Consider the following 13,076-nt stretch of genomic DNA (forward strand, 5'->3'; position numbering starts at 1 on the left):
TTCAACAACTTGGGGTTTTTTAAAACAACTAAAACTTAAGCCAAAAGCTATGTTAACGAAAACATTACTTATAACGACATGTTACGTCATACTTCTGTCCACTAACGCTTTTGCACAGGTTGCATCCGTCAAAAGCCCGAACGAAAAGTTGAAGCTGGAAGTCTTTGTGGATCGAGGCATGCCAACCTATGCGGTCACCTACAATGGTCACAGTGCCCTGGAAAAGTCACCGCTGGGGCTGCTTACCAATGAAGGGGATTTCAGCAGAAATATGCAATTCATTGAGTATGAAACCGATGAGGTAGAGAAGAGATATACCCAGGACCGTATCAAGCACTCCTATATTGAGTATCATGCAAATACGCTGCGGGCAACGTTTAAAAACGACTCCGACCAGGAAATTGCTATTCTGTTTCAGGTCAGTGACAACGACATCGCCTTTCGCTATGAGCTGCCCATGTGGGGGGATACCAGAGCCGTCGTAATCACCGAAGAAGCAACCGGATACCGCTTCCCGCAACAAACCAGAAGCTATTTGTCGCACATGATGAGGCCCATGGAAGGCTTTGCGCGAACCTCCCCCAGTTATGAGAGCGGATACGAGCTCAACTACGAGATTGAAAACAATCAGTCCGATTATGGCTATGTCTTTCCCGGATTATTCCATGTGGAAGATGAGCGTTGGGTGCTCCTTACCGAAACCGGTGTCAGAAGCCTGTACAATGCATCCCACCTGAGCAACTTTGAGGACGGTCTGTATACGATTGCCCAACCCGATTCCGGGCAAAACAACGGCTTTGGAAGTACCGGTGCACAGCTTGGCCTGCCCGGCGTAACTCCGTGGAGAACCATTACCGTGGGCGAGACACTGGCTCCCATTGTGGAAACCACCATTCCCTGGGATGTTGTTGATCCGCTGTACAAGCCATCCAAAAACTACCGGTTCGGTCGAAGCACCTGGAGCTGGATCATCTGGCAGGACGAAAGCATGAATGTCCGCGATCAGGTCACATACATCGACATGGCGGCATCCCTGGGCTATGAGTTCATACTGATCGACGCATGGTGGGACCAGAATATCGGCTATGAAAAGATGGAAGAGCTTGTCAGGTATGCCCGATCGAAGGATGTCGGGGTGTTCTTGTGGTACAACTCGAACGGCTCGTTTAACGATGCGTTCCAGACGCCCATCAACAAAATGAATACATCCATTGCTCGTAAAAAAGAGATGCGCTGGCTCAGGGATGCAGGTGTAAAGGGAATCAAGGTAGACTTTTTCGGCGGAGACAAGCAGGAAACCATGCGCCTGTATGAAGACATCCTGTCGGATGCGAACGACCATGGCCTGATGGTCAATTTCCACGGAGCCACCCTGCCGAGAGGCTGGGAAAGAATGTTCCCGAACTTTGTGGGCAGCGAGGCGGTCCTGGCGTCAGAGATGCTGGTTTTTGTGGAGCATGTTCGTGAGATGGAAGCCGTTTACGCGACCCTGCACCCGTTCATCCGGAATTCCGTCGCAACCATGGAGTACGGCGGTGTAGTGCTCAACGATTACTTCAACAGAGGCAATGTAGACGGCCAAAAACGACTGACCACCGACGTGTTTCAAATTGCTACGGGAGTCCTGTTTCACAGTCCGGTGCAGTTCTTTGCATTGACACCGAACAATCTGGAAGAGGCGCCGGGATTCCTGATTGACTTCATGAAAGACATCCCCACCACCTGGGACGAAACCCGGTACATTTCCGGAAAGCCCGGTGAGTATGCGGTCATTGCACGCCGTCACGACCGGCAATGGTATGTAGCCGGAGTCAATGCCGATCATAGCGCCAGGCAAATTTCCATCGAAGTGCCGTTCCTGGCCGGCGAGCAGGTCACCATCTATAACGACGACCGAAACGGTGACCCCGGTTACACCACAAGGACCATTTCAAATGATGGCAGAGTATCCTTGACCATTCAGCCCAACGGTGGTTTTGTAATTAAAAATTAATGAGCCATGATGATGACGACTCTATTTATCTCAATTTCAATTATTCTGGGATCCCAGATCCACAACCCGATCGTTCAAACCATGTTTACCGCCGATCCGGCTCCCATGGTTTATAACGACACCCTGTTCGTGTACACCACACATGATGAGCAGGAATCGTCCAACTTCTTCAAGATGTACGACTGGCAGTTGTTCTCCACAACCGACATGGTTAACTGGACGGCTCACGGGACCGTAGCCTCCCTGGAGGATTTCAAATGGTCCGACATTGATAACGGCGCCTGGGCACCGCAGGCAATCGAACGCGATGGAAAATTCTACTTCTACTGCCCCATCCACGGCGATGGAATCGGCGTCCTTAAGGCGGACACCCCCTACGGTCCCTTCAAAGATCCGATCGGGGAACGGCTGGTAGAATCCGATTATATCTGGAACGACATCGACCCAACCGTCTTCATAGACGATGACGGACAGGCCTATCTGTATTGGGGCAACCCGGATCTCTACTATGCCAAACTCAACGAAGACATGATCTCCGTTGATAAAAGCATCGGCGAAAATGGAGCCGTTAAGGTGGAAATGACGACCGAAGCTTTTGGAGAACGGGAAGAAGAGGATGAGGACTATCCTACCCAGTATGAAGAGGGTCCCTGGCTTTATGAGCGTGATGGGACGTATTACATGGTCTTTGCAGCCGGGGGAATCCCCGAAGTGATCGCGTATTCCACAGGTCCGACGGCCACAGGACCATGGACCTATCAGGGGCTTATCATGGACAGGCATCCCGGACTTGCTTTCACGAACCACCCCGGAGTTATTGAGTACAAAGGCAACTCCTACCTCTTCTATCACAATCAGGAGCTGCCTGGCGGCGGTGGCTTCAACCGTTCGATTGCCGTCGAGCAATTTGAGTATAACGCCGATGGAACCATCCCGGAAATCGTACCTACACGAGAGGGTATCGTGGAAGGAGTGGGTACACTGGATCCGTTCATCCGGGTTGAAGCGGAGACCATCGCCTGGTCGGAAGGACTCAAGGTTGAAGAGGATGAAGAGATTGGCGTCTACATCAGTAATATCAACAATGGCAACTTTATAAAAGTGCGTGATGTGGATTTTGGGGATGGCGTAAGCTCATTCGAAGCGCATGTTGCCTCAGATAACAGTGATGCCGCTATAGAAATCCGTGTCGGCAGTGTCGATGGTGAGCTGCTGGGAACATGCGATATCGCGAGTACCGGCGGGATGCAGAGCTGGGACGTGCAAACCTGCGATGTCAGCACGATAAGCGGTGTGCACGATCTCTATTTCGTATTTACCGGTGGCGAAGGCGAATTGTTCAATTTCGATTACTGGAGATTTCAGAGATAATAGTGGCCACGTGAATCATTCATGGCCGATATTTCAACCACTCAGGTGTATGATACAGACCACGTGTGCTCCTGTGAATCCGAATATTTTATACATATGAAATGTCCATGACCGAAGCCCGGTCCGGTCACACAGGAGTATGATTAAAATCGTCATGGACATTCTATGTGTCCTTGTGAATCAAATATTTTAAACACATGAACACTCACAAACAACGTTTCCAGATTGCCATCACCATCTTTTTTTTCGCATGGTGCGGGATGGCGGCGAATTCTTCAATCGCCCAAAGTAGTGAGCCTGTCAAGATTACCATTGATCCGTCAGATGAAGGGCCGGTAATCAACCGGCATATTTTCGGACAGTTTGCAGAACACCTCGGCACGGGAATTTACGGAGGTGTCTGGGTTGGGCCCGACTCGGATATCCCAAATACCCGCGGTATTCGTAATGATGTCGTTGAGGCGCTGAAAGAGCTGAAAATCCCGAATATTCGCTGGCCGGGCGGATGCTTTGCCGACAAGTATCACTGGCGTGACGGTATCGGCGCTCCCGACGAAAGAAAATCCAGAATTAACGTAAGCTGGGGTGGATCTCCGGAACCCAATACCTTTGGAACCCATGAGTTCTTTGACTTTTTGTCCCAGGTTGGCTCCGAAGCTTTTGTCTCTGCGAATTTGGGCTCGGGCACGATACGGGAGGCTACCGACTGGCTGGAATATCTGACAGCAACCGGCACATCACTGGCGGAAGAACGAGCACAAAACGGCCACCCTGAACCTTACGAGGTCGCTTTTTGGGGAATTGGGAATGAATCATGGGGATGCGGCGGAATGCTGACCGCGGATGAGTATGTACGTGAAATGATTCGCATGGCCAGTTTCACGTATAATTATAATGATGATGTTTCAACTCAGTTTGTTGCCGTCGGACCTGATCCCGATGTTGAAGAGAGCCTGGATTATACGGAAGTGATCATGGAAGCCTGGGCGGACCGTAACTGGACCTGGGATATTCATGCCCTCTCACTGCACAGATATACCCGCGGCGGATGGCCGCCCCAATATCCCGCAACCGGCTTCAATGAGCTGGAGTATGCGGTGGTGTTAGAGGAGACGCTCGGGATGGATGATTTTATTATCGAGAATAAAGAGATCATGGACAGGTACGACCCTGATAAAGAAGTCTCCATTTTGGTTGATGAATGGGGCACCTGGTATGAGCCAACCGAGGGAACAAATCCCGGTCACCTGCAACAGCAAAATTCCCAGCGTGATGTGATGATCGTTGCATTAAACCTGAATATCTTCGCACGCCATGCCGAGCGGGTTCGGGGAGCCAACATCGCTCAGATGGTCAACGTGCTGCAGGCAATGATCTTCACCGACGAAGAACAGATGGTGTTAACGCCGACCTATCACGCATTCCGCATGTACGTTCCTTTCCAGAATGCCACGCGCCTGGCAATAGATTTCGATCAAGGGACTTACCAGGCCGGGGACATAACCCTGCCCAAAATAGATGCCATTGCGGCAAAAGGTGTCGACGGGCGGATCTATGTGGCCATCACCAATATTGACCCAAACAACCAGGCTTCATTTGAACTTTCGTTGGATGGGCACTCCATTGCCGGTGTTACAGGTGAAACCCTGTACGCGTCGGAAATAGATGCGGTAAACTCCTTTGATGATCCGGACAATGTGTCACCCCGAGAGATATCAGCACAGGTAGACGGGAGCAACGTATCTGTAACCGTACAGCCGCAATCTTTGACTGTACTTACTCTGCATCCCTGAACCGGGCGGTTAATCCCGATCCGGCCTTATTTTGAGGCTGCGATAATGCTGGTTGTACCGCATCAGATCGGCGTGTCTGCACAAAGATAGCAACCCTGTGCTTTCACGCCCTGATCAATTACTTTGGCTGAATGGAACGGACTTCGCTCAGGCTGTCCTGAAGCTCGGTGCCGGTAAAGGTGTGATCTGACAGTACCCCTGCGAAGTAATCTTCGTACGCTTTCATATCTACAAAACCGTGTCCGCACATGTTGAAAAGGATGGTTTTCTGCGTGCCCTCCTTTTTGGCCTGTTCGGCTTCGCGGATAACCTGGGCAACGGCATGGGTTGCTTCGGGCGCAGCGATAATGCCCTCCGATCTGGCAAACAGCACACCGGCTTCAAAACACTCCAGCTGCTGAAGCGCCCGGGCTTCGATCAGATTGTCCTTGAGGAGCTGGCTGCAGAGTACACTGGCACCATGATAACGGAGTCCGCCGGCATGGATGGCAGCCGGCCGGAAATTGTGCCCGAGGGTATACATCGGCAGCAGCGGCGTGTAACCTGCGTTATCGCCGTAATCGTACATGAATTCGCCCTGCGTCAGTTTCGGGCAGGATGCGGGTTCCACCGCGATGCACCGCGTCGTCTTCCCTTCGGTGATGTTCTTGCCTATAAACGGAAACGCGATACCGGCAAAATTGGAGCCGCCTCCAAGCGGGGCGATAATGACATCCGGGTAGTCGCCTGCCATTTCGAGCTGCTTTTCGGCCTCCTGACCGATAACGGTCTGGTGCAGCAATACGTGGTTGAGTACCGAGCCCAAAGCATACTTGTGCGTTTCGTCCGCTACCGCCATCTCAATTGCTTCGGAGATCGCGATTCCGAGGCTGCCCGGCGAATCGGGATCCTCGGCAAGGATATTTCGTCCGGCCTGTGTCCGGTCGCTTGGGGACGGATGGACATCGGCGCCGAATGTGTTCATCATGATCTTGCGGTACGGTTTCTGGTCGAAACTGATGCGCACCATGTACACCTCGCATTCGAGTCCGAGCTGGCCGCAGGCAAAGGCAAGAGCCGTCCCCCACTGTCCCGCACCGGTTTCGGTAACAATCTTTTTGACTCCCTCCTGCTTGTTGTAATAGGCCTGGGCAACGGCGGTGTTGGGCTTGTGTGATCCGCTCGGACTCACGCCTTCATACTTGTAGTAGATTTTAACCGGAGCGTCCAGCGCTTTTTCCAGGCCCCGGGCGCGGTAGAGCGGAGACGGCCGCCAGATGTTGTAAATATCCTGCACCTGATCCGGTATCTCAATATACTTTTCGGTGGATACCTCCTGTTGGATCAATCCCATCGGAAATATCGGTGAGAGGTCATCGGGACCCGCCGGCTGCATGGTCTTCGGATTCAGTGGCGGCTGCGGCTTGTTGGGCATATCAGCCGCGATATTGTACCAGTGAGTAGGCTTTTCCGATTCATTCAGCAGGATTTTTCTGTTGCTCATACCGATATATTCCTTTGGTTACAATTGTGATTGGCATTGGCGCCGGGTTCCCTCGGCCTGTGCTTCCGGGTTTGCGGCCAAAACAGAATAAGAGATAATTGAATAAAATTCCTGTGAAAAAACCGGCTTTGAAGGGATATGTTTGAATGCTCTGCCAAGCAACACCATCCACAGATGCTCCGGTGGAAAATCAATGCCGGATAGATGCACACAATCATCCACGGCGATAAATTTAAGAATCCCGATACGTGAGGAGGTTCCGCAGCGTGTCCGGCTTCACTTGCCGACGGCATCGGCGACCGGGCAAAAATGATCTTATTTTCCTATTTTCCGCCAGGCTGCAAGGAAACCCCTGGCTATGGCAGCGATTTTTACAACGACTCTTTTTGCAACATAACCCCGATTTCCCATGAACTGGAGTATCTATCTTGCCGGCGAAATTCACTCGGACTGGCGAACCCGGCTGATTCAAATGATCAACGAACGCAACCTGCCGATTTTGTGCACCGGACCGGTAATCGATCACAATGCCAGCGACAACTGCGGAACGGCGATTCTGGGTGAGGAAGAGCAACCGTTCTGGAAGGATCGCAAGGGTGCCGGGATCAATGCCATCCGGACCCGCAGCCTCATGGAGCAGGCGGATGTGGTGGTTGTCGCGTTCGGGGATAAATATCGCCAATGGAACGCCGCATTCGACGCCGGTTATGCCGCGGCGCTCGGCAAGCCGCTGGTCATCATCCACCCCGAAGAGTTCGACCACGCTTTAAAGGAAGTCGATCAGGCGGCCAACGCGGTAGCCCGAAAACCGGAGCAGGTCGTGGATATCCTGCAGTACATCCTCACCGGAGAACTGCCCGCCGGCGACAACTGAGCCGGACACCGGGGTTCAATAAGGTAACAAAATGTCACCCTTCCCGTAAAAACATCATCGGGAGCGAACGTTTTGTTCGGCCAGCCGTTAGTTACTTTCGTATATTGACGCGTTTTTTACTCAATCGGACGCCCTCAATCACCTCAACCGGATCATATTGAAATCGAGACGCAGAGACACTTCGACCTGCGCACGGAATCTAAACCTATCCAAACCATCTGAATAATGCTGAAGCCCGTTTTTATCTCTCTTTTGACAATCTCACTCCTTACTCTGTTTTCCTGTTCACAAAAAGTGCAGGAATCTGTTGGCAGTGACTATGACACACAGGCAGCCTCATCCTTGCAGTCCGGAATAAGCCTGGATAACATGGATACCTCGGTGCGTCCGCAGGATAATTTCTACCGGTTCATGAACGGCAACTGGCTGGAAGAAACCGATATCCCCGCCGACCGTGCCCGATGGGGAAGCTTTGACGAGCTCAGAGAGCAGTCGCAGGAGCACGTGCTTGAGATTATCCTGGAGCTGTCGGAAGACACTCACGCCCATGGATCCGACGGACAAAAAATCGGGGACATGTTCCGTTCTTTCATGGATACGCTCGCCATCGAACAGCTCGGACTGGAACCGATCAGCTCCGACCTGGCCCGTATCGACGCCCTGCAGAGCCATGACACCCTGCCCGAATTCTGGGGATACAACCAGCGGTACCGTTTCGGATCGCCGGTGAGTGTCTATGTCGGGCTGGACCTGATGCAGTCCGATCAGTACATCACCTCGGGAACACAGTCAGGGCTGGGACTTCCCGACCGGGATTTCTATCTGCGTGACGACGATCGCAGCCTTCAGCTTCTGGATGCCTATCGCACCTACATCACCCGCCTTTGGGACGCGGCAGCGTGGGGCGACGGTGAAGATGCCGCCAATCGCATCATCGCGCTGGAAACAGCGCTTGCCGAACAACACTGGACACGCGTCCAGAACCGCGACCGCCAGGCGACCTACAACAAGATGACGGTGACCGAACTTACCGAAACAGCTCCCGGCTTCGACTGGCTGCGCCTGCTTGATCAGGCCGGACTGGGTGATGTCGAGGAAATAGTCATCCGACAGCCCTCCTATTTTGAGTCGTTCGCAGACATGTGGCGGGAAGTGGAGCTGAATGACTGGAAAACGTACCTGCGATTCCATCTGCTGCGCAGTACGGCCTCAAACCTGAGCAGCACCTTTGCCGACATCCATTTTGATTTTTACGGAAGAGCGCTCAGCGGCCTGGAAGAGCAACGCACCCGTGAACGCCGCGCCGTATCGAGTACCGAAAGCACGCTTGGTTTCCTGGTGGGTAAAAAATATGTGGATCGCCACTATCCGCAGGAGGCCGCCGACCGAATGGCCGACATGATCGATAATCTGAAGGTCGCTTTCGAAGAATCCATCCACGAACTGGACTGGATGACCGACGACACAAAACAGGAGGCCCTGGCCAAACTGGCCAATTTCAACGCCAAAATCGGATACCCTGAAGTCTGGCGCGACTATGACTGCCTGGAGATTTTTCCCGATGACCTGATCGGCAACCTGCGCCGCGCATCACTCTGCGAATATGAGCGAAGTACCGGTCGGCTCGGACAGGAAGTGGATCGCGAAGAGTGGGGCATGACTCCCCAAACTGTCAACGCGTATTACAATGTGGTCCTCAACGAGATCGTCTTCCCCGCCGCCATCCTGCAACCGCCGTTTTTCAATGTGGATGCCGATGATGCTGTAAATTACGGTGGTATCGGCGCGGTTATCGGCCACGAAATCACACACGGCTTCGACGACCAGGGCCGGCGATCGGATGGTGACGGCAACCTGCGCGACTGGTGGACCCAGGAGGATGAGGAGCAATTCCAGGCGCGTGCACAGCTTATGATCGAGCAGTATAATGCCTTCAACCCGATCGAGGACCTGCATATCAACGGCGAACTGGCCCTGGGCGAAAATATCGCCGACCTGGGCGGGATGAACGTGGCCCTCAGGGCATGGCGCAACTCTCTGGAAGGAGCAGAATCGCCTGTTATCGACGGATTTACCGGCGAACAGCGGTTCTTCATGGGCTGGGGTCAGATCTGGCGTATCAAGTTCCGTGACGAATCACTTCGCCAACAGCTGGTTACCGGTCCGCATTCCCCCGGCAAATACCGCGTGCTGGGCATCCTGTCCAATATGCCGGAGTTTTATGAGGCATTTGAGGTGCAGCCGGGTGACCCGATGTATCGCGAAGAGGATATTCGCGTACGCATCTGGTAGGATTGTGGTGGCGTTCCCTTGCCCGAAAAACCGAATGCAACCCAAAGGCAACGTTACGTTGACTCTTGCTGTTTCTGCCAATAGTAGCTATTGTGTTTTCAGGATACAGAGCGTGCGTGACCTCTGCAGTGTTATTCCGGTGATGATCTGACTTCGGCGCTTGTGGTGCTTGCTTCTTTCACCCCTCGCCTGCCGGACCTGATTATTCGGCAACCGCATGTGACCACCAGGTGACAAATTCCGGAATGGGTGAAGGGCAATTGCTGAAACACCTGCATCACGCAATAACGATTTTTGACGGAACGCAAACGAGACTTTTTTCAGCCATATTTCCATGTACGGATCACTTCAAAAAGAGCTTCAAAAGGAACTTGCCACTATCCGGGAAGATGGACTCTATAAAACAGAGCGAGTGCTCACATCGCCCCAGGGCGCGGATGTCACCACCGACGACGGCAGGGAAGTCATCAACTTCTGCGCCAACAATTACCTCGGACTCTCATCCCACCCCAGGATCGTTGAGGCGGCCAAAAGTGCGGTTGATAAACGGGGTTTCGGCCTGTCGTCGGTACGCTTCATATGCGGCACCCAGGACATCCACCGGGAGCTGGAGCGGAAAATCGCCGATTTTGTGGGGATGGAGGATGCCATTCTCTATGCCGCCGCCTTTGATGCCAATGGCGGGGTGTTCGAACCGCTGTTCGGCCCCGAAGACGCCATCATCTCCGATCAGCTCAACCACGCCTCCATTATCGACGGGGTGCGCCTGACCAAGTCCCGCCGGTATGTGTACAAGAACAATGACATGGTTGATCTGGAGGCCAGGCTGAAAGAGGCTTCTGATGCGCGACACCGGATTATCGTTACCGATGGCGTGTTTTCGATGGACGGTACCATCGCACAGCTCGATAAAATCTGTGATCTGGCGGACCGGTACGATGCGCTTGTGATGTCGGATGAATGTCATGCTACCGGCTTTGTGGGTCCTACGGGCCGCGGCGTGCATGAATACCATAATGTCATGGGCCGGGTGGATATCATCACCGGCACTTTCGGCAAGGCCCTTGGCGGGGCCTCAGGTGGCTTTACCGCCTCACACAAAGAGGTGATCGATCTGCTGCGGCAACGATCCCGCCCATATCTGTTTTCCAACACCGTTGCCCCCGCAGTTGTCGGCGGCTCCATTGCGGCACTGGATCTGCTGGAAAGCACCGGTGATTTGCGCAAACGGCTCATGGAGAACACCCGTTGGTTCCGCTCGGAAATGGCCTGCGCCGGATTTGACATCCCGGATGGAGAGCACCCGATCGTGCCGGTTATGCTGTACGACGCCAAAATCGCCCAGAAATTTGCCGCCGACCTGCTTAATGAAGGTATTTATGTGACCGGATTCTATTATCCGGTCGTCCCCAAAGGCCGGGCGCGCATCCGCGTTCAGCTTTCGGCCGTTCACGAACAGGCGCATCTGGAACGTGCTGTCACCGCATTCCGGAATATCGGCAACCGCCTCGGAGTGATCTAATCCAATTCGCATCACCAAAATCAACCAATGAGCGCTTCGCAACAGAACAACAACCGGATTCTCGTCACAGGTGCGGCCGGTCAGCTTGGGATCGAACTCACAACCCGGCTTCGCAAGAAAGTCGGGGCAGACAACGTAATCGCTACCGATATACGAAAACCGGAATATGCCGTTGGCCTGCCGGACGGGCCTTTTGAGTTTCTCGATGTATTGGACAGGAGCGCGCTTTTCAGCCTGGCCGAAGGGTACCGTATTGGGACGATATATCACCTCTCGGCCATCCTCTCGGCCCGCGGCGAAAAACAGATTGAAGCCACCTGGCGCCTCAACATCAACGGCCTGCTTAATGTATTGGAGCTGGGCCGCACCGAACCGGGCATGCGCATCTTCTGGCCCAGTTCCATTGCCGTATTCGGACCGGATGCCCCTGCGCACCGGACTCCTCAAAATACGCCGCTCAATCCCACAACCGTTTATGGCATCAGTAAAGTGGCCGGCGAGCACTGGTGCGCGTATTATCACCGACGATACGGGGTGGATGTCAGAAGTCTCAGATACCCGGGCCTGATCGGCTGGAGATCGGAGCCCGGCGGCGGCACCACCGATTATGCCGTTGACATGCTGAAGCGTGCGGCCTCCGGGAGCGAATTCGAGTGTCCGGTTGACCGTGAAACTCCGCTTCCCATGATGTACATGGATGATGCGGTAAATGCCGCGCTTCGACTGATGGCGGCCGAGGCCGGCCAGATCGGGATTCGCACCAGCTACAACATCACGGCCATGAGTTTCACCCCCGGCGATCTTGAAGAGGCCATCCAAAAGCACAGACGTCGATTTCGTGTTCGTTATGCACCGGATGAGCGCGATTCCATCGCCAGGAGCTGGCCGGACAGCGTCGATGACCGGGCGGCGCGTGAAGACTGGAGCTGGCACCCGGAATTTGATCTTGATGCAACTGTTACCACCTTTTTCCTTTCAAACTCCGAATACCGCTTTTCACCAGAAAAAGTGTAGCATCATATGATATGACCACACAAGACCCAAGTCAGGCGATGGAAGAGACGGCGTAAAGGTGTAGCGTCATGTAATATGACCCCGACCGGGTGAAACCATTGATCCTTTTTTTTCACTGCCCAGGATTAACCATCTGTTTTTAGTCCTCAGATTTTAGTCTCTCAATTTCTTCCTTCCATTTCCTCCTTCCATTAACCACAAATCGCTCTACCTTATCATCATCTTTTTTAATTGAAAGTCCATTCGGTATAATTCCCAAAGTATTATAGAAGCCGACCTCCTGAACTTGACCAATTCCAATGATCTCTTCATGGTTCTGAACATTAAGTTTATGTGATTTAAAATGGATTCTATCTTCAAGCAGATAAAGAACCCCTCCAACTGATTCAACATTCTTCAAATGATTAGCCCCACCCGAACGGATAATCGACTCTCCTTTCATGTTTTCAATTTGAGTCTGCTCTTTTACCATCCTGGAGGTCACGAAGTAATACATCGCAACTCCAACAGCAAGTCCTGTTACTGGACCGGCAATCAAGGCATATTCAATTGCAATATAAAACGCATAAAAAAGCCCCGATAACAGGCCGAAAGCAATTCCGGCTATGATTGAGTTTCTTTTTTCTGTCATAATTTTTTCTCCCATGGCAGCTCCATTTGAAGATTGTTCGTTATAGAAATAAATCCGGACCTCAACCACGTATGATTGAAGCCCGGATACCTGGATATCATTA

The 13,076-nt window shown here is 52.7% G+C and carries 9 protein-coding genes; 7 read left to right on the plus strand and 2 right to left on the minus strand.

What is annotated here, in order from left to right; all coding sequences use genetic code 11:
* The first annotated feature begins 49 nt into the window (after positions 1–49).
* The 3 genes from QA596_10095 to QA596_10105 all read left to right on the plus strand — a co-directional run bounded on the left by QA596_10095 (position 50) and on the right by QA596_10105 (position 5,157).
* On the plus strand, positions 50–1,993 hold the full coding sequence (locus tag QA596_10095; protein ID MDG5767817.1) for a glycoside hydrolase family 97 catalytic domain-containing protein: 1,944 nt from the start codon (positions 50–52) through the stop codon (positions 1,991–1,993).
* Positions 1,994–1,999: 6 nt separating this feature from the next.
* Positions 2,000–3,364 carry a glycoside hydrolase family 43 protein gene (locus QA596_10100; protein MDG5767818.1) on the plus strand — a complete coding sequence of 455 codons (1,365 nt, stop codon included), beginning with the start codon at positions 2,000–2,002 and terminating at the stop codon, positions 3,362–3,364.
* 197 nt (positions 3,365–3,561) lie between these two features.
* Positions 3,562–5,157 carry an alpha-L-arabinofuranosidase C-terminal domain-containing protein gene (locus QA596_10105; protein ID MDG5767819.1) on the plus strand — a complete coding sequence of 532 codons (1,596 nt, stop codon included), beginning with the start codon at positions 3,562–3,564 and terminating at the stop codon, positions 5,155–5,157.
* Between the two features lie 118 nt (positions 5,158–5,275).
* Here QA596_10105 and QA596_10110 read toward each other — a convergent pair whose 3' ends face one another.
* Entirely contained in the window at positions 5,276–6,640 is a 1,365-nt protein-coding gene (locus tag QA596_10110; GenBank protein MDG5767820.1) for a TrpB-like pyridoxal phosphate-dependent enzyme, read from the minus strand.
* Positions 6,641–7,049: 409 nt separating this feature from the next.
* Here QA596_10110 and QA596_10115 point away from each other — a divergent pair, with 409 nt between their 5' ends.
* The 4 genes from QA596_10115 (at position 7,050) to QA596_10130 (ending at position 12,342) form a co-directional block, all read left to right on the plus strand.
* A complete protein-coding gene (locus tag QA596_10115; protein ID MDG5767821.1) occupies positions 7,050–7,514 on the plus strand; it encodes a YtoQ family protein in 465 nt (154 codons plus the stop codon).
* Between the two features lie 369 nt (positions 7,515–7,883).
* Positions 7,884–9,806: a M13 family metallopeptidase gene (locus tag QA596_10120; protein ID MDG5767822.1), complete on the plus strand. Its 1,923-nt coding sequence runs from the start codon at positions 7,884–7,886 to the stop codon at positions 9,804–9,806.
* 334 nt (positions 9,807–10,140) lie between these two features.
* The gene (gene kbl / locus QA596_10125; protein MDG5767823.1) at positions 10,141–11,328 is read left to right on the plus strand and encodes a glycine C-acetyltransferase; all 1,188 of its coding nucleotides are present in this window, start codon (positions 10,141–10,143) and stop codon (positions 11,326–11,328) included.
* Positions 11,329–11,355: 27 nt separating this feature from the next.
* Positions 11,356–12,342 carry an NAD-dependent epimerase/dehydratase family protein gene (locus QA596_10130; GenBank protein ID MDG5767824.1) on the plus strand — a complete coding sequence of 329 codons (987 nt, stop codon included), beginning with the start codon at positions 11,356–11,358 and terminating at the stop codon, positions 12,340–12,342.
* 139 nt (positions 12,343–12,481) lie between these two features.
* Here QA596_10130 and QA596_10135 read toward each other — a convergent pair whose 3' ends face one another.
* Positions 12,482–12,988, minus strand: coding sequence for a hypothetical protein (locus QA596_10135; protein MDG5767825.1), 507 nt, complete (start codon positions 12,986–12,988; stop codon positions 12,482–12,484).
* Positions 12,989–13,076 lie beyond the last annotated feature (88 nt).

The sequence above is a fragment of the Balneolales bacterium ANBcel1 genome (assembly GCA_029688905.1).
Classification (GTDB): Bacteria; Bacteroidota; Rhodothermia; order Balneolales; family Natronogracilivirgulaceae; genus SLLW01.